Raw genomic sequence first — 16,476 nt, 5'->3', positions numbered from 1 at the left:
AAGATGGGCGGGCGCGCGCGGGAATAAACCCGGTGCGACGCCCCGTCACAGGTCGAGGCGCGGAGGTCGCGGCGGCGCCTATTCCGCCGCCTCGTCCACCGGCTGGTCGTAGGCCGCCATCATCGCCATGTTCAGGATCTTCGACACCGAGGCCGACAGCGGCGCGATCTGGATCGACTTGCTAAGGCCCAGCAGCACCGGCCCGATCACCGTGGCGCCGCCCAGCGACTGAACCAGCTTGGTGGCGATCGAGGCCGAGTGGATGGCCGGCATGATCAGGATGTTGGCGCTGTCGGTCAGGCGCATGAACGGATAGTTGGCGCGCTTTTCCGGATCCAGGGCCAGCTCCGGCGGCATCTCGCCCTCGTATTCGAAGTCGACATGCATCTCGTCGAGCATGGCCACCGCCTCGCGCACCTTCTCCGAGCGCAGGCCCATCGGGTTGCCGAACGTCGAATAGCTCATGAAGGCCACGCGCGGCTTGAAGCCCAGGCGCTTGACGGCGCGGGCGGCCTCGCAGGCGATCTCGACGATCTCGTCGGCCTCGGGCAGTTCGGTGACGTTGGTGTCGGCCACGAAGATCGTCCGGCCCTTGGCCAGCACCACGCTCATGCCCATGATCCGGCCGCCGGGAGCCGGGTCGATGACGCGCAGGATCTCCTCCAGGGCCTGGTCGAAGCTGCGGGTCACGCCGGTGACCATGCCGTCGGCCTCGCCCAGCGCCACCATCGAGGCGGCGAAGCTGTTGCGGTCCTGGTTGATCAGGCGCTGGACGTCGCGCTTCAGGTAACCCTGGCGCTGCAGACGGTGATACAGCGCGTCGACATAGTCCGGATTGCGGTCGGACAGGCGGGCGTTGATGATCTCCAGGTCGACGATGTCGGGGTCCAGGCCCACCAGGCGCATGTTCTCGTGCACCAGGTTCTCGCGGCCGCACAGGATGGCCTTGCCGTAGCCGCCGGTCTGGTAGGCGTAGGCGGCGCGGATGACGCTGGGGTCCTCGCCCTCGGCGAACACGATGCGCTTGGGATTGGCCAGGACCGAGTTCGAGATCTTCTGCAGGAAGCCGGCGGTCGGATCCAGGCGCTGGGCCAGGCCGGCGCGATAGGCGTCCATGTCGGCGATCGGCTTGCGGGCCACGCCTGTGTCCATGGCCGCCTGGGCCACGAACGGCGGCACGTACCAGATCAGGCGCGGGTCGAAAGCCGAGGGGATGATGTAGTTGGGGCCGAACTTCAGCTGGCGGCCGTGATAGGCGGCGGCGACCTCGTCCGGCACATCCTCGCGCGCCAGCATGGCCAGGGCCTGGGCGCAGGCGATCTTCATCTCGTGATTGACGCGCCGGGCCCGCACGTCCAGCGCGCCGCGGAAGATGTAGGGAAAGCCCAGGACGTTGTTGACCTGGTTGGGATAGTCCGACCGGCCCGTGCCCATGATCGCGTCCTTGCGGACCTTGTGCACCTCTTCCGGGGTGATCTCCGGATCGGGATTGGCCATGGCGAAGATGACCGGGTTGGGGGCCATCGAGGCGATCATCTCGGGCGTGAAGGCGCCCTTGGCCGACAGACCCAGCAGCACGTCGGCGCCTTCGACGGCTTCAGCGAGCGTGCGCTTGTCGGTCTTGACCGCGTGGGCGCTCTTCCACTGGTTCATGCCCTCGGTGCGGCCCTGGTAGAGGACGCCCTTGCTGTCGACGGCGATGACGTTCTCGGGATGGACGCCCATCGCCTTGATCAGCTCCAGCGAGGCGATGCCCGCCGCGCCGGGGCCGTTCAGCACGACCTTCACGTCCTCGATCTTCTTGCCGGTGATGTGGCAGGCGTTGATCAGGCCGGCGGCGCAGATGATCGCCGTGCCGTGCTGGTCGTCGTGGAACACCGGGATGTCGAGCAGCTCCTGCAGCTCGGTCTCGATGCGGAAGCACTCGGGGCTCTTGATGTCCTCCAGATTGATGCCGCCGAAGGTGATCCCGATGTTCTTGACCACCGTGATGATCTCGTCGGGATCCTTGGAACTGACCAGGATGTCGATGCTGTCGACGTCGCCGAAGCGCTTGAACAGGACGGCCTTGCCTTCCATGACCGGCTTCGAGGCCAGCGCGCCCAGATCACCCAAGCCCAGAATGGCGGTGCCGTTCGAGATCACGGCGACCATGTTGCCCTTCGAAGTGTATTCGTAGGCCAGGTCGGGGTCGGCGGCGATCGCGTGGACCGGCACGGCGACGCCGGGCGAATAGGCCAGCGACAGGTCGCGCTGGGTCGCCATCGGCTTGGTCGGGGTCACCGCCAGCTTTCCGGGCTGGGGGTAACGGTGGAAGGCCAAGGCCTCCTCATCCGTGAAGGTCTTGCGTTCCGCGTCGCTCATCCGGCGTTTCCCATTCCTGCTGCGCAAGTCGAAAAGGGGACGCGCCGTCGATGCGAACACGCCCTTATGTGAGGTCACCGTAACGACCGGGGCGGAGCGTCACAACCGGTCAAGACCGCGAAAACGCCAGCAAACGCTTGTTGGGCTTGGCCTTGCGTCAACCTCGCTGACCTTGGGGAAGGCCGCGCGAGGTTGACCGCATGGGGCGGAATGGGCGATTGCCTCAGCACGTTTTGTCTTGGAGGGGCCCTTGTCCCAGCCCGTGAAGATCGCCATCGCCGGCGCCAACGGCCGCATGGGCCAGGCCGTGGCCAAGGCGCTGGAAGGCCGGGCCGACGCGGTCGTGGCCGCGCGCTTCGATCGCCAGGGCGTCGAAGGCGCCGACCTGGTCTCTCGCGACGAAGCGCTGGCGACGGCCGAGGCGGTGATCGACTTCACCCTGCCGGAAGCCTCCGTCGCCCTGGCCGAGGACGCCGCCGCGCGGGGCGGTCCAGCCCTGGTGATCGGCTCGACGGGCTTTTCCATCGAGCAGCTGGCCCGCATCGACGCCGCCGCGACCAAGATCGCCATCGTCCGCTCGGGCAACTACTCGCTGGGCGTCAACATGCTGATGGGCCTGGTGCGCCAGGCCGCCGCCGCCCTGCCGGCCGAGGACTGGGACATCGAGGTCCACGAAGCCCACCACAGGCGCAAGATCGACGCTCCCTCGGGCACGGCCCTGATGCTGGGCGAGGCCGCCGCCGACGGGCGCGGCGTCGGCCTGGGCCAGGTCGCCGACCGCGGCCGCGACGGCGTCACCGGCCCGCGCAAGGACGGCGCGATCGGCTTCTCGGTCGTGCGCGGCGGCGGCATCATCGGCGAGCACAGCGTGATCTTCGCCGGCGAGTCCGAGAGCCTGACCCTGTCGCACTCGGCCATCGACCGGGGCCTGTTCGCGCGCGGGGCCATCGCCGCCGCCGTCTGGGTCAAGGGCAAGCCGCCCGGCCTTTACGACATGCAGGACGTGTTGGGTTTCTCCCAGTAGGGATCTAAAGCTTAGCCGGGGGGCTTCAGTAGGGATCTAGACTTCAGGACCTGATGGCCGAAACCGCCCCCGAACCGAAAACCTCCAAGCCCGCCTGGGATCGCGCGCGCCTGGTCGATCTCGGCCTGGAGGCGGTGTCGCTGTCGATGCTGGCCTTCATCGCCACGGGCCTGGTCGTCTGGTCGGGCCGGCGCGAGATCAGCCGCGAGCTGGCCGAGGCCTGGCTGCGCGACCATGGGATCGAGGCGGCGGTCGAGCTGGACGATCTCGACTCCACCGGCTTCTCCGGCCGTGTTCGCCTGGGTCCGCGCAACGCCCCGGTCTTCGCCGCCGACCGGCTGGAGGTCGCCTACGATCTCGCCGCGCCCTGGAACGGCGAGAAGTTCGGCGTCCAGACCCGGGCCGTGCGGCTGGTCCGGCCGCGCCTGTCGGCCAGCCTGGACGAGAAGGGCCTGCATTTCGGCGCCCTGCAGCCGCTGATCGACGAGGCGCTGAAGTCGCCGCGCAAGCCCAATGTTCCCGGCCCGGCCATCCTGGTCGAGGACGCGCGCCTCGACCTGTCGACCCCCGGCGGCCGGGCGCGGCTGACCGGCGACGCCAGCCTGGACGACGGCCAGTTGTTGCGCTTCGACGGCCGCCTGGCCCCGCTGCGCTACGCCGTCTCGAACCTGGCCATCGACAGCCGGGGCGCGACTGTCTCGGCCCGCAAGCGCGGCGACCGTCTGACCGTCGAGGTGTCGATGGCCATCGACAGCCTGGAGGCCGAGGCCGCCGACTTGGCCGAGGCCAGCGCCAAGCTCTCGGCCGACCTGCCCTATCCCGACCTCGTCAAGCTGACCGCCAGCGGGCCGCTGGAGGCCAAGCTCAGCCTGCGGGCCGACGGCGGCCGTCTCGGCGACAGCCAGGCCGAGGACGTGGCTGGCGACCTGTCTCTGTCCGGACGCCTCGACGGCGGCCTCGAAAACTTCGCCTTCCTGGGCCGATCGCGCGGAGCCCTGCGCGGCGCGCGCCTATCGGCTCCAGCGCTGGACGCTCGCGACGCCAGCCTCACGCTCGACGCCAGCCGGCTCTCGGCCGGCCGCCGCCAGGGCCGGATCACCGCCCGGGGCGCGGTCGAGGCCGAGCTGCGGGCCGGCCAGGCCGTCGCGGCCGGAACCGCGCTGCGCGACCTCGCGGCCAAGGCGAGCTCGGCGAGCCTCGGCCTCAGCCTGGACGCCGGGGGCGCGACGGTCAGCGGACCGCTCGCCCTCGACGCCAGCGCCGGCCGCGCGGCCAGCGGCGCCCTGGCCCTCGCCTCGGCGCGGCTGAGCGCCAAGGGCCGGATCGACCAGGGTCCTGGGGGGCTGGCCCTGTCGCTGGACGGCTCGGCCGGCGGACGCAGCGGGATCTCGGGGCCCGACGCCGAGCGCCTGGCGGCCCTGATCCCCAATCCCGCCTACGCCAAGCCGTTGTCCAGCGCCCTGCGCACCTTCACCCTGTCCCTGCCCGCCGTCGGCCTGGACCTGCGAGGCGGCCGCACGCGGGTGACCCTGGCGCGTGAAGCGCGGCTGGCCGCCCCCAACGGCGTCGTCCTGGCCGTCAGCGCCCCGGGGCAAAGGCTGCTCGACGCCGGCCCGGCCGGGGCGCGGGGCGCGCTCCAGGCTTCGCTGTCCGGCGGCGGCCTGCCGGTCGTGCGGGTCCTGGCCCCGGACTGGCGGGCCAGCGGCGGCGTCATGACCTCGCGCCTCTCGCTGGCGACGGAGGGCTTCGACCTGCCGCCGATCCAGGGCGTCAGCGGACAGGTCGACGGCCAGGCCCGGATCGCCGGCGGCCGCTTCGCCCTGACCACCACCAAGTGCGCGCCGATCACCGCCAAGGCCTACGCCCTGGGCGAGAACCCGGTCACCGCCGTCAAGGTCTCGCTCTGTCCGGCCAAGGCGCCGCTGGTCACGGCCGGCGCCAACGGCTGGAACGCGGCCCTGCGCTTCGAGTCGGGCGAGGGCGCGCTGGCCGTCGCCGAGACCCAGCTGGCCAACATCAAGGGCGAGGCGACGTTCGGCGGCGCTGGCGGCTTTGATCGCGCGACCGTCCGAGTGGACGGCGCCGCCGTCACCGACGCCGCCCCCGAGCGCCGCTTCAATCCCATCCTGGCCAAGGGCGGCCTGACGCTGTCGGGCGGTCTGTGGAGCGGGACCTTCCAAGGGGCGACCCCGACCGGGGCGCCGCTGGGCGAGATCCGCCTGCGCCACGTGGTGGCGACCGGCAAGGGGCAGGCCGACATCGACGCCTCCAAGCTGGCCTTCGCCAAGGGCGGGCTGCAGCCGGCCGACCTGTCGCCGCTGGCCGCCTTCGCCCGCAACGCCAAGGGCCCGGCCAGTTTCACCGGCGTGTTCGCCTGGGACGCCAAGGGCGCGACCAGCAAGGGCCGCCTGGTGGTCGACAAGATCGACTTCACCAGCCCGATCGGCTTCGTCGCCACCCTGGACGGCGCGGTCGAGTTCGACAGCCTCGCGCCCCTGACCACCGCGCCGGGCCAGACCCTCAAGGTGGTCAAGATCGACTCCCTGGTGCCGCTGACCGGGATCGAGTCGGTGTTCCAGCTGGGCGCCGACGTCCTGCGCGTCTCCAAGACGACGTTCGAAGCCGCCAAGGGCCGGATCTCGATCGAGCCGATCGATGTGCCGCTGGCCATGGACAAGACCATGAGCGGGGTGATCGTCATCGAGCACCTGGATCTGGGCGAGGTGGTCGCCGCCTCGTCCCTGGCCGAGCGGGTCAAGATCCAGGCCGTGGTCGATGGGCGGCTGCCGTTCACGTTCGGGCCCGAGGGCCTGCGCCTTCACGAGGGCAAGATCCACGCGATCCAGCCGGGCCGCATCGAACTGTCGCGCGCGGTGCTGACCGACGTCGCCGCCAGTCCGGCCGACGCGCCCGGCGCCCCGCCGGCCCCCACCGGCGGTCAGGTCAACGCCATCCAGGACTTCGCCTACCAGGCCATGGAGAACCTGGCCTTCGACCAGCTGGAGGCCGGGGTGAACAGCACCGACAACGGCCGCCTGGGCATCCTCTTCCATGTGAAGGGCAAACACGATCCGAAGGTCGCCGAGAAGGCCAAGGTCGGGATCCTCGACCTGATCCGCGGCCAGGCCTTCAACAAGCGCATCGCCCTGCCGGCCAAGACGCCGGTCGACCTGACCCTCGACACGTCGCTGAACTTCGACGAGCTTCTGGCGGCGTGGCGCCGCTCGTTCGAGCGGTCGGAAGACGCGGCCCCGCCCCGTTCAGGTCCGGTTCAACCGTGACCGGCCAACCTGACGAAGAACTGGAGACCACACGCATGAAGAAGCGCGCCCTTTTGATGGCTCTCGTCGCGACGGGAGCGCTCGGCGCGGCCGCCTGCACGCCCACCGTCCGCGTGAAGGTCGACCCGATCAACATCTACGCCAAGCTGGACGCCAATGTGCGCTTGCAACTGGACAAGGAAGTCCAGTCGCTGATCCAGCAGAACCCCAACCTGTTCTAAGGGAGGAACCGACATGATCCGCAAGACGATGACGGTTCTGGCGCTAGGCCTGGCCCTTTCGGCCGGCGGCGCCAATCTGGCGCTGGCTCAATCGGCCGCCGCCAAGGCCGCGGTCGACGCCGGCAAGGCCGCCGGCACGGTCGGCGAGCAGGCCGACGGCTATCTGGGCATCGTGGCCGGCGGCGACGCCAGCCTGCGCGCCTCGGTGGCCGAGATCAACACCGGCCGCGCCGCCGCCTACAAGGACATCGCCGCCAAGACCGGCGTGACCCCCGAGGCCGCCGGCCAGGCCACCGCCAAGCAGCTCTACGCCCGCCTGGCTCCCGGCCAGTTCTGGAAGCCGCTGGATGGCGGCTGGGTGAAGAAGTAGCCCCCGCATAGCGCCCCCTCCGGCCCTTCGGGCCACCTCCCCCGTTTGCACGGGGGAGGAGAGGCGGCGTTCCTCCTCCCTCGCGTAGCGGGGGAGATGGCGCGATGCGGACACGCATCGTGACGGAGGGGGCGCTTACCCCTAAGTACGGACAGATGTCCGCCTCCCGCCCGCCCCTGCTGCCCTATGCCGCGCTGCTTGGGGCCATCGTCTCGCTGTGCGTGGGCACGTCCTTCGCCAAGAGCCTGTTTCCGCTGGTCGGAGCCCAGGGGGTCACCGCCTATCGCGTGTTCTTCGCGGCGCTGATCCTGCTGCTGATCTGGCGGCCGTGGCGGCATCCGATCGTCCGCGCGGACCTCGGCAAGGTCGCGCTGTACGGCGCGATCGTCGGGCTGATGAACCTCGTCTTCTACATGGCCCTGCGCACCATTCCGCTGGGCTTGGCGATCGCCATCGAGTTCGTCGGACCGCTGGTCCTGGCGGCGGCCAGTTCGCGCAAGCTGATCCACTTCGTCTGGATCGGACTGGCGGTGCTGGGCCTTGGCCTGCTGCTGCCGATCGATCCCAGCGCGGCGCGGCTGGACCCCGTCGGTGTCGGTTTCGCCGGCGCGGCGGCGGTGTGCTGGGCGCTTTACATCATCCTGGGCAAGCGGATGGGCCATCTGCACGCCGGGCGGTCGGTGGCGCTGGGCATGACCACGGCGGCCCTGATCGTCACGCCGGTCGGCTTGGTCGCGGCGGGCGCCAGCCTGTTCCAGCCCAAGCTGATCGCCCTGGGCCTGGTCGTGGCGGTGCTGTCCAGCGCCATCCCCTATTCACTGGAGATGATCGCCCTGCGCGGCATCCCCAAGCGCAGCTTCGGCGTCATGCTGAGTGTCGAGCCGGCGATCGGGGCCTTGGCGGGCCTAGTGATTCTGCACGAACGCCTGGTCGCGACCCAGTGGCTGGCCATCGGCGCGATCGTAGCGGCCTCGGTGGGAACCATCCTGACCACGCCGGCGGAAGCCGCGATCGGGGATGCGCCGTAGGCCGGAGACCTTTCCTAGCCGCCCCGCGCCACGAACCAGCCGTTGCGGAATCCCTGGTCGGCCTTGCCGTAGGTGAAGGGCGCGCCGTCCGGCTGGGTGAAGGTCCCCCCAGCGGCGACCAGCACCGCATGGCCGGCGGCCGTGTCCCATTCCGAGGTCGGGCCGTGGCGCGGATAGATGTCGGCCGAGCCTTCGGCGATGCGGCACATCTTGATCGAGCTATCCATCGGCGCGCGCAGGTCGAAGCCGTACTGGGCCGCCAGTTCGGCGGCCTTCTCCTCGCGCATGGTGTGGCTGACCAGGCCCAGGGCCTGGCCGGCTGGCCAGGGACGGACGCGGGCCGGGACCTCGTCGGCGGCCGGCGTCGCGCGCTTCATCGCGCCGGCCGCGGTGGTGAACCACACCTCGCCAGTGGCGGGAGCGCAGACGGCGCCGGCGACCGGGACGCCATTGTCGATCAGGCCGATATTGACGGTGAAGTTGGGATCGCCCCGCACGAAGGCCTTGGTGCCGTCGACCGGATCGACCAGGAAGAAGCGCGGCCCCACCGCGTCGGGCGTCCCGAACTCGCTGGCGTGCTCCTCGGAGATCACCGGAACGTCCGGATAGGCCTCGGCCAGCCGGCGCAGGATCAGGCGCTCACCGGCGCGGTCGGCCTCGGTCACCGGACTCTCGTCGGCCTTCTGGGCCACGGCCAGTTCGGTCTTCCAGAACGGCAGAATGACCACCGCCGCCTCTTCGGTGATCCTGGCCAATGCGCGGCCCCAATCCGCCAAGTTCTCGGTCATGCTGTTCATTGTCCCCGGGGATCGTCGCCGACGAAGACCAGCCGCACCCGCTGGGCGTCGATGGTCTGCTTGCCGGCGTCTTCGAAATTGACGGTCACGCGATGGCCGATCACCGACTGCACCTGGCCCAGGCCCCAGTCGGGCTGGTCGGGGTGGCGCACGAGCACGCCGGGTTCGAGAAACGGATCCATGACGCGCTCCCTGTAGCCTTCGCCGGGGCCAGAGGAAATCGGCGATCCACCGCGATGAGTCCGTTTTTCCGCCGATGCGTTATCCAACCCATAGCGGGCCGCCATTCCGGCGCTCCGCCCACGGCCCAGTTTGCCAAAGCTTCAAATCACGGCAGAGTTCGCCGCCATGACCGACACCGTTTCCGAGACCCCGGCCGCCGCGTCCCCCGAAACGGACGTCCAAGGCCCCGACTTCGCCGCCATGCTGGCCGCGCGCCTGTGCCATGACTTCATCAGTCCGGCCAGCGCCATCGTCTCGGGCCTGGATCTGCTGGACGACCCCGCCGCCCAGGACATGCGCGACGACGCCATGAACCTGATCGCCTCGTCGGCCCGCAAGCTGGCCGACCTGCTGCAGTTCACCCGCGTGGCGTTCGGCGCCTCGGCCTCGGCCGAGAACTTCGACAGCCGCGAGCTGGAAAAGTTGGCCCAGGGCGTGTTCGCCCACGTCCGCCCGACCCTGGATTGGCAGATCGAGCCGCAGGCGATGAACAAGCCGTCGTCGCGCGCCATCCTCAACATCGCCCAGATCGCCGCCAGCGCCCTGCCGGCCGGAGGCGTGGCGACGGTCAAGGGCGTGGCCGCCGACGGTCGCTTCTCGATCATCGCCGACGCGGTCGGTCCCCGCGCACGCCTGCGTCCGGAAGTGCTGGCCGGCCTGAAGGGCGAGCCGCTGGCCGAAGGGCTCGGTGGGCCCTGGGTGCAGGCGGCCTATCTGCACGCCCTGGTCCGCGCCGCCGGCGGCCAGATCGCCGTCGAGATCGGCGAGGAGCGCGCCTCGATCGCCGCCTGGGTTCCGGCGTAGAGCGTTTGGAGCGTGGCGGCCGCCGAAACCGCTCGCATCTTCGGCTACCATGCTCTGAATCTTGCCCTAAAAGTTACATTTGTCGCGGCCCGTTCCGGGTTTAGGCAAACCGCTCCTTAACCAGACCGCCCTCAAGGTGGCCGTCTGGATTGGAGCACGCCGTGAAGACTTGCCTGGTGGTCGACGACAGCCGGGTGATCCGCAAGGTCGCCCGCCGAGTCCTCGAGGACATCGGTTTCGAGATCGCCGAGGCCGCCGATGGCATGGAAGCCTTGGCGTGGTGTCGCGCGGCCATGCCCGACGCCGTTCTCCTCGACTGGAACATGCCGGTGATGAACGGCATCGAATTCCTGCGCCAACTGCGGGCCGAGCCCGGCGGCGATGCGCCCAAGGTGGTCTTCTGCACGGTCGAGAACAGCGTCGACCACATCCGCGCGGCCCTGGACGCCGGGGCGGACGAGTACATCATGAAGCCGTTCGACGGCGACATCATCGAGGCGAAGTTCGCCGAGGCGGGCCTGTTGTGACGCCCGAGGACATGGACCTGCTGGCCGCCCTGGGTCGGGCCCGGGCCGGCGTGCGGGTCGAGACCGAAAAGCCCTATCTCGTGGAAAGCCGCCTCTCGCCGCTGGCGCGGCGCGAAGGCTACGACTCGATCGAGGCCCTGATCGCGGCCCTGCGGGCCAACCGCGAGGAACGGCTGATCTGGGCCGTGGTCGAGGCCCTGTGCCGCAGCGAAACCACCTTCTTCCGCGGCCGCGAGACATTCGCCGCTCTGCGTGACGCGGTGCTGCCGGCCTTGTCGCTTCGTCGGCCCGAAGGTCCGGTCCGCGTCTGGAGCGCGGCCTGCGCCACCGGTCAGGAAGTCTATTCGATGGCCATCGCCGCCGCCGAGGCCCCCGGTTTGGCGACCGGCGCGCGGTTCGAATTCTTTGGCTCCGACCTCTCCGAGCGTTGCCTGGAGAAGGCCCAGGCCGGGCTCTACACCCAGTTCGAGGTGCAGCGCGGCCTGCCGATCCGCATGCTGGTCAAGTATTTCGAGAACCAGGACGACACCTGGGCGATCTCGCCGCGTATCCGCCAGATGGTGCGCTGGAAGCGGATCAACCTGCTGGCCGACCTGTCGGCCATGGGCCGCTTCGACGTCATCCTGCTGCGCGGCGTGCTACGCGGCATGGACGCCGCGCTGCGCGGCAAGGTGGTCGAGGCGCTAGTGTCCCTGCTGCCGCCGGACGGGGTGCTGGTCGTGGATCCCGACGACGACGTCGGCGCGTTCGACGACATGCTGGCCGCCGCGCCGGGCGGAACCGGGATCTATCTGCGCGATCCGTCCGTGCGGGCCGCCGTGGCCGCATAGGCCTTGGCTGGCGCGCGAGTCACCACCGAGCCGCCGAACAGACCGCCCAAGGCTTCCCCCAGCTTCGTCACCGAGCCGACCGGGGCCGGCGTCACCGCCGCGAACGCCGGGGCCAGCTTGCGGAATAGGATCGGCGGCGCCCGCGGCCCGACGATCGCCTGGTGCAGGTCCATCAGATCGACCACCTCGCGCGCGGCCTTGCGCCACTGCACCGGCGGGGCGATGCCGTGCGGGGCCGGGGCCCGGCAGTCGGAGAAGTCCGGCTTGAGACCACTGCCGGCCTCGATCGCCGCCTCGATCTCGCGGGCATAGGCCTGGTCGCGGGCCAAGCGGTCGACGTCGACCACCAAATCAGCGTCCGGCAGGGCCTTCAGGTACGAGCGCAGCCACACCGCCAGGAACGCCTGGAACGAGACGCTGGCGGGCGCCCGCTTCAGCTTGCGCCGCACCGCCGCCAGCCGCTGGTCCAGTCCGCCGACGCCGTCGAAGGTCTCGCCCAGCAAGGCGCGCGACAGCGCCTCGCCGCCGGCCATTTCCGACAGCAGCACATAGTGGCAGAGCTCGAAATAGGTCGGCCGGGGCCGCTTGCGCAGGGAATAGAACGACAGCCACTGCTGGACCGGGTCACGGATCAGCACAACATGGAAGCCGCCGAACCGACGCTTGAGCCAGCCGGCGCGGCCCAGGGTGCGACAGCAGGCGAAGATCGGCGTCTCGCCCCGAATCCGCGCCGCCGTCACCAAGCCTTCGAGATAGGTCTGTTGAGCCAGGTCGCTGGCCTCGGGCTCGATCCAGAAGCGGTCGAGGGCGAAGCCGGCGTCGAAGTTCCGCAGCCCCCCGGCCGGATCGAGGACGACTTCGAACGCCTTCAGATAGGGCTCGGCCCCGCCGGGATGGCGCAGGCCGCTGTTGTCGGGGGTTTCGAGGAGCAGTGTGTCGGCGGTGACGCGGGCCAGCTGTTCGTGCCAGGGCTCGTAATAGGCGCGCACGCCGGCCAGCGCCTGGAAGCGGCGCCAGACATAGGTGCTGGAGCAGCGCCAGCCGCTATGGACGAAGACGGTGGTGTTGCTGGATGACGGCAAGCGCCCAGAGCCCCTCGATCAGAGGCTCAGCTTGGCCCGGCAATCTTTCAGTCCGATATCGTCCAGACGTCCTTAGGTTGCGGCGGCGAAACACTTCGTCGCCCGCCGTAACGAGAAAGGCCCGTCGGCGGAACCGGCGGGCCTTTCGATAGATGAAGGACCGAAGGGACTACTTCGTGTCCTTGGCCGTGTCGCTGACGGCCTTGCCGGCCGACGAAACGTCCTTGCCGGCGCCTTCGACGGTGTTGCAGGCCGCGACCGACAGGCTGGCGGCCAGGGCCGCGAGGATCATAAACTTACGCATGGTCTTCTCCGCTGTTCGCCCCGAAGGATAGGGAGGAGGGGCGTGTGAATAACTGCCCCGAGGAAACGTGAGCGGCGAAGCTAGGTTCCGGGATTGACCGCCAGCGGCGTGGGGAAGATCAGGCGCACGGTCAGGCCGCGCGGCTCGTGGCTCTCGAACGAGACCTTGCCGCGCAGCTGGCGGGCGAAGGCGGTCATCAGGGTGCGGCCCACGCCGCCGCCCATGCTGTCGGCCGCGCCTGGACCATCGTCGCTGATCGACAGCTCGGCTTCCTCGCCGCGCACGTGGAAACCCACCGCCAGCATGCCGCCGCCGGGACCGAAGGCGTGTTTCTGGGCGTTGGTGATGGCCTCGACCGCGAACAGAGCTATGGGGGCGAGACGGTCCGGATCGATGACCAGCGGATCGGCGTGCACCTCGGTGCGCACCAGCGGCGAGGTGCTCATGTCGTTGGCCAACAGCTGGGCCGTCAGCTCCTCGAGGAACGGCCGCAGGTCGACGCGCTTGAGGTCCGGCCCTTGGTATAGCGCGCGATAGATCTGGGCCAGGGCCGTGATCCGCTGGCGCGTGTCGTTCATCGCCGCCTTGGCGGCGGGGTCGGCCAGGGCGCGCTGCTGCATGTTCAGCAGCGAGGTGATGATCTGCAGGTTGTTCTTCACCCGGTGATGGATCTCGCGCATCAGCGCGTCCTTCTCGGCCAGGCTGTCCATCAGCGAAGCGTCGCGGGCGACGATGGCGCCGGCCATGGCGTCCAGGGTCGTGGCCAGTTCGCGGATCTCGGGCGGCGCGCGCTCGGCCTGCAGGGGCCTGACGGTGAAGCGGCCGCGGGCGTAGATCGCCGCCACGCGCTGCAGATAGACGATCCAGCGGATCACGCCTCGCTCGGCGGTGTACCAGACCGCGGCCAGGCCCAACACGAAGGCCAGCAGCGGCAGCAGCATCCGCGAAATCGGGCTGAGCGAGGCCCACGACACCAGGCTGGGGGCCGGCGCGGAGAGAATGACGAAGACGTCGTCATCGACCAGCGGCGCGGCCGAATAGGTGCGAGTCCGTCGCTGACCGTCGCGGCCGTTCCACAGGGCCGAACCGTTCCGGCCCACCTCCTCGCGCCAACGGCCCGAGCCGATGTCGAAGGCCCGGGGATTGGTGGCGGCGAACACCTCGCCTCGCGAGTCGGCCAAGGCCACTTCGGCCCCTTCGGGCATGAAGCGGGTCGCGGTCTCCAGCTTGAGGTCGGTCAGGGTCAGGACGGCGGCCAGCGCCCCCTCGAACCGCTCGGGCGTGCCGGCGCGCACCGCCGCCAGCACCGCCGGTTCGTTGGCGTAGGCCGCGCCCGGAGCGCTGGCCACCACGATGGGATCGCCGCTTCGCAGCGCCTGGAACCAAGGCCTGGCGCTGCGCTGCGTGTCGAAGGGCGTGGTGGCGGCGGCGCAGGCCACCCGGCCGCGCGCGTCGAAACGGATCAGGTTGGCGTAACCCGGCAAGCGCGCGCGCACGTCGGCCAGGCGCTGGGCGCATTCCAGGCCCACCGAGCCCGGACCCAGGGTCTGGAGCAGCACGCCCGCGGACTCGATGCGCGCCCGCGCGACCGCCGCGCTGTGCGCCGCGGCCAGCTCCAGGCTCTGGCGGCGCGCGTCGGCCTCCGCTCGGAAGGCGAAGATCGACTGCAAGCCGCCAAGCAGGAGCACGGGCAGCAGCGCCACGAACAGGGCGACGGCCAGACGGACTCGAATCGATGTTACGGCCTGCGCGGCGCGGCCGGCCAGGGCGTTCACCGCAAGGAGCTCAATCGCTCCGCGTCGGCCAGGATCGCGTGCATCGCATCACCGGCCGATCCGCCGTCGCGATCATAGGCGCCGGCTTCGAGAATCGCCTGCAGGGCCCGGCGCGCACGGCTGACCCGGCTTTTTACCGTGCCGACGGCGCAGCCGCAGATATCGGCCGCCTCCTCGTAGGCGAAGCCGCCGGCGCCGACCAGAATCAAGGCTTCGCGCTGCTCGGCCGGCAGCATGGCCAGGCCCAGGCGCAACTCGTCCAGGGCGACGGGCGCCTCGGGATCGTCGACCGCCACCAGGGTCCGCTCGGCGGCTTCCTGGTCCAGCTGGCTCTGGCGCCAGCTGCGGCGCTTCTCGGAATAGAACTGATTGCGCAGGATCATGAAGGTCCAGGCCTTCATGTTGGTGCCCAGCTGGAAGCTGGCGCGCGCGTCCCAGGCCTTCATCATGGCGTCCTGGGCCAAGTCGTCGGCCGCGGTGGGATCGCCGGTCAGGGTGCGAGCGAAGGCGCGGAGGTGCGGGATCAGCGTGACCAGCTCGCGCTTGAACGCGACGTCACGGACAGGGTCGGGCGGCGAGCGGCCGACTTGCGGTTCGCTCATGCTCATCGACCTCCCGCGGGCGGCTCGGCCTTGCGCAGAATTTCGAGGAATTCATCGGGCACGGCCTCGTTGACGACCTCGTCGAACATCTGCCGCAGCTTCACGCCGATCGCTTGCTGACGCAGGCGCGCCTCGTCCAGCGCCGCGGCGCTCTTGCGTTTATCTTCCATGGGTACGTGTTCGATCATGTCCTCGACGCCGAACTGCTTCGGCGTCCGCCCCCTTTGGCCGAATGTCTTCTCGCCAGACGACAACGTGGTTTTCCGTACCGGGTTCCATAAGCTTGGCTTACGATGTCAAAATTCCGCCGTTTGCGGAACCGCTGAGTTGAGGAGGCGTTATCGAACTTCGACGGAACGGCCCAGCTTGGCCGTTCATTGAGTTGTTTTCGAAGACACCGCATCGGGAGGGGTCATGAGTCTTCTTGCTCGGCTAGCGCCGCATCTGCCTTACATCCGCCGCTACGCCCGCGCCCTGACTGGCGACCAGACGACTGGCGACCACTATGTCCGCGTGGCCCTCGAGGCCCTGGCCGCGGGCGAGCGCTCGCTGGACGCCGATCTGTCGCCGCGCGTGGCGCTGTATCGCGTGTTCCACGCCATCTGGCTGAGCTCCGGCGCGCAACTGGAAGCCCGTCGGGAGGATGGCGCCACGGCCGGCGACGACGCCGCCCAGCGCCTGATGCGCATCGCGCCCCGGTCGCGCCAGGCCTTCCTGTTGACCGCGCTCGAGGGCTTCACGCCGTCGGAAGCCGCCCAGATCCTGGACTGCGACTTCGGCGAGGTCGAACGCCTGATCTCCGACGCCCAGGCCGAGATCGACGCCGAGCTGGCCACCGACGTCCTGATCATCGAGGACGAGCCGGTCATCGCCGCCGACATCGAGGCCCTGGTCAAGGAACTGGGCCACCAGGTCACCGACATCGCCGCCACGCGCGGCGAGGCCGTCGACGCCGTCGCTCGCCGCACTCCGGGCCTGGTCCTGGCCGACATCCAATTGGCCGACGGCTCGTCGGGCATCGACGCCGTCAAGGACATCCTCGGCCGCATGGACGTGCCGGTGATCTTCATCACCGCCTTCCCCGAGCGCCTGCTGACCGGCGAGCGTCCGGAACCGACCTTCCTGATCACCAAGCCCTTCCAGCCGGAAACGGTGAAGGCGGCGATCGGCCAGGCGCTGTTCTTCCATCCCCGACGGACCCGCACCAAGGCCGCCTGAGGATAGGTCTCCCGATATCCCACCCGC

17 protein-coding genes are annotated in these 16,476 nt (G+C 69.8%); 9 read left to right on the top strand and 8 right to left on the bottom strand.

Features of this window, described 5'->3' with window-relative positions; all coding sequences use genetic code 11:
- Positions 1-78: 78 nt before the first annotated feature.
- Complete coding sequence (locus ABIC66_RS05240) at positions 79-2,364, bottom strand: NADP-dependent malic enzyme (RefSeq protein WP_354068315.1); 2,286 nt, start codon at positions 2,362-2,364, stop codon at positions 79-81.
- Positions 2,365-2,614: 250 nt separating this feature from the next.
- Between ABIC66_RS05240 and dapB the strand changes: the two genes are divergently transcribed.
- The 5 genes from dapB to ABIC66_RS05215 all read left to right on the top strand — a co-directional run bounded on the left by dapB (position 2,615) and on the right by ABIC66_RS05215 (position 8,288).
- Positions 2,615-3,388: a 4-hydroxy-tetrahydrodipicolinate reductase gene (dapB, locus tag ABIC66_RS05235; RefSeq protein ID WP_354068314.1), complete on the top strand. Its 774-nt coding sequence runs from the start codon at positions 2,615-2,617 to the stop codon at positions 3,386-3,388.
- Between the two features lie 53 nt (positions 3,389-3,441).
- Complete coding sequence (locus ABIC66_RS05230; RefSeq protein ID WP_354068313.1) at positions 3,442-6,669, top strand: intermembrane phospholipid transport protein YdbH family protein; 3,228 nt, start codon at positions 3,442-3,444, stop codon at positions 6,667-6,669.
- A 35-nt stretch (positions 6,670-6,704) separates the two neighbouring features.
- Complete coding sequence (locus ABIC66_RS05225; protein WP_354068312.1) at positions 6,705-6,890, top strand: YnbE family lipoprotein; 186 nt, start codon at positions 6,705-6,707, stop codon at positions 6,888-6,890.
- A gap of 13 nt (positions 6,891-6,903) precedes the next feature.
- Positions 6,904-7,260 carry a YdbL family probable chaperone protein gene (locus ABIC66_RS05220; RefSeq protein WP_354068311.1) on the top strand — a complete coding sequence of 119 codons (357 nt, stop codon included), beginning with the start codon at positions 6,904-6,906 and terminating at the stop codon, positions 7,258-7,260.
- Between the two features lie 155 nt (positions 7,261-7,415).
- The gene (locus tag ABIC66_RS05215; protein ID WP_354068310.1) at positions 7,416-8,288 is read left to right on the top strand and encodes an EamA family transporter; all 873 of its coding nucleotides are present in this window, start codon (positions 7,416-7,418) and stop codon (positions 8,286-8,288) included.
- 14 nt (positions 8,289-8,302) lie between these two features.
- On the opposite strand, the gene cysQ is transcribed toward ABIC66_RS05215, so the two are convergent.
- On the bottom strand, positions 8,303-9,076 hold the full coding sequence (cysQ, locus tag ABIC66_RS05210; RefSeq protein ID WP_354068309.1) for a 3'(2'),5'-bisphosphate nucleotidase CysQ: 774 nt from the start codon (positions 9,074-9,076) through the stop codon (positions 8,303-8,305).
- Positions 9,077-9,081: 5 nt separating this feature from the next.
- Positions 9,082-9,267, bottom strand: coding sequence for a DUF3553 domain-containing protein (locus tag ABIC66_RS05205; RefSeq protein WP_354068308.1), 186 nt, complete (start codon positions 9,265-9,267; stop codon positions 9,082-9,084).
- A 166-nt stretch (positions 9,268-9,433) separates the two neighbouring features.
- Between ABIC66_RS05205 and chpT the strand changes: the two genes are divergently transcribed.
- The 3 genes from chpT to ABIC66_RS05190 all read left to right on the top strand — a co-directional run bounded on the left by chpT (position 9,434) and on the right by ABIC66_RS05190 (position 11,468).
- Positions 9,434-10,111: a histidine phosphotransferase ChpT gene (chpT, locus tag ABIC66_RS05200; protein WP_354068307.1), complete on the top strand. Its 678-nt coding sequence runs from the start codon at positions 9,434-9,436 to the stop codon at positions 10,109-10,111.
- 149 nt (positions 10,112-10,260) lie between these two features.
- A complete protein-coding gene (locus ABIC66_RS05195; RefSeq protein ID WP_354068306.1) occupies positions 10,261-10,638 on the top strand; it encodes a response regulator in 378 nt (125 codons plus the stop codon).
- Positions 10,635-11,468: a CheR family methyltransferase gene (locus tag ABIC66_RS05190; RefSeq protein WP_354068305.1), complete on the top strand. Its 834-nt coding sequence runs from the start codon at positions 10,635-10,637 to the stop codon at positions 11,466-11,468. The genes ABIC66_RS05195 and ABIC66_RS05190 overlap by 4 nt, the downstream gene beginning before the upstream one ends.
- Here the strand turns inward: ABIC66_RS05190 and ABIC66_RS05185 are convergent.
- The 5 genes from ABIC66_RS05185 to nepR form a co-directional block, all read right to left on the bottom strand.
- Positions 11,426-12,550 carry a hypothetical protein gene (locus tag ABIC66_RS05185; RefSeq protein WP_354068304.1) on the bottom strand — a complete coding sequence of 375 codons (1,125 nt, stop codon included), beginning with the start codon at positions 12,548-12,550 and terminating at the stop codon, positions 11,426-11,428. The genes ABIC66_RS05190 and ABIC66_RS05185 overlap by 43 nt on opposite strands.
- A gap of 169 nt (positions 12,551-12,719) precedes the next feature.
- A complete protein-coding gene (locus tag ABIC66_RS05180; RefSeq protein WP_047403834.1) occupies positions 12,720-12,854 on the bottom strand; it encodes an entericidin A/B family lipoprotein in 135 nt (44 codons plus the stop codon).
- An 80-nt stretch (positions 12,855-12,934) separates the two neighbouring features.
- Positions 12,935-14,629 carry a sensor histidine kinase PhyK gene (gene phyK, locus ABIC66_RS05175; RefSeq protein WP_354068303.1) on the bottom strand — a complete coding sequence of 565 codons (1,695 nt, stop codon included), beginning with the start codon at positions 14,627-14,629 and terminating at the stop codon, positions 12,935-12,937.
- Positions 14,626-15,231, bottom strand: a complete 606-nt coding sequence (locus tag ABIC66_RS05170) for a sigma-70 family RNA polymerase sigma factor (RefSeq protein ID WP_354068302.1) — start codon at positions 15,229-15,231, stop codon at positions 14,626-14,628. The genes phyK and ABIC66_RS05170 overlap by 4 nt, the downstream gene beginning before the upstream one ends.
- Before the next feature lie 2 nt (positions 15,232-15,233).
- Positions 15,234-15,419, bottom strand: coding sequence for an anti-sigma T factor NepR (gene nepR, locus ABIC66_RS05165; protein ID WP_252635326.1), 186 nt, complete (start codon positions 15,417-15,419; stop codon positions 15,234-15,236).
- Positions 15,420-15,645: 226 nt separating this feature from the next.
- On the opposite strand from nepR, the gene phyR reads away from it, so the two are divergent.
- Positions 15,646-16,449 (top strand): anti-anti sigma factor/receiver protein PhyR, encoded by an 804-nt coding sequence (gene phyR / locus ABIC66_RS05160; RefSeq protein ID WP_354068301.1) that lies wholly within the window; start codon positions 15,646-15,648, stop codon positions 16,447-16,449.
- Positions 16,450-16,476 lie beyond the last annotated feature (27 nt).

The sequence above is a fragment of the Caulobacter sp. 1776 genome (assembly GCF_040545685.1).
GTDB lineage: Bacteria > Pseudomonadota > Alphaproteobacteria > Caulobacterales > Caulobacteraceae > Caulobacter.
This window is presented reverse-complemented; position numbering and strand designations above follow the sequence as displayed.

Coding starts and splice junctions, on each gene's coding strand:
- ABIC66_RS05240 (WP_354068315.1), bottom strand. CDS start 2,364: ATGAGCGACGCGGAACGCAAGACCTTCACGGATGAGGAGGCCTTGGCC.
- ABIC66_RS05230 (WP_354068313.1), top strand. CDS start 3,442: ATGGCCGAAACCGCCCCCGAACCGAAAACCTCCAAGCCCGCCTGGGAT.
- ABIC66_RS05225 (WP_354068312.1), top strand. CDS start 6,705: ATGAAGAAGCGCGCCCTTTTGATGGCTCTCGTCGCGACGGGAGCGCTC.
- ABIC66_RS05220 (WP_354068311.1), top strand. CDS start 6,904: ATGATCCGCAAGACGATGACGGTTCTGGCGCTAGGCCTGGCCCTTTCG.
- ABIC66_RS05215 (WP_354068310.1), top strand. CDS start 7,416: ATGTCCGCCTCCCGCCCGCCCCTGCTGCCCTATGCCGCGCTGCTTGGG.
- cysQ (WP_354068309.1), bottom strand. CDS start 9,076: ATGACCGAGAACTTGGCGGATTGGGGCCGCGCATTGGCCAGGATCACC.
- ABIC66_RS05205 (WP_354068308.1), bottom strand. CDS start 9,267: ATGGATCCGTTTCTCGAACCCGGCGTGCTCGTGCGCCACCCCGACCAG.
- chpT (WP_354068307.1), top strand. CDS start 9,434: ATGACCGACACCGTTTCCGAGACCCCGGCCGCCGCGTCCCCCGAAACG.
- ABIC66_RS05180 (WP_047403834.1), bottom strand. CDS start 12,854: ATGCGTAAGTTTATGATCCTCGCGGCCCTGGCCGCCAGCCTGTCGGTC.
- ABIC66_RS05170 (WP_354068302.1), bottom strand. CDS start 15,231: ATGAGCGAACCGCAAGTCGGCCGCTCGCCGCCCGACCCTGTCCGTGAC.
- nepR (WP_252635326.1), bottom strand. CDS start 15,419: ATGATCGAACACGTACCCATGGAAGATAAACGCAAGAGCGCCGCGGCG.
- phyR (WP_354068301.1), top strand. CDS start 15,646: ATGAGTCTTCTTGCTCGGCTAGCGCCGCATCTGCCTTACATCCGCCGC.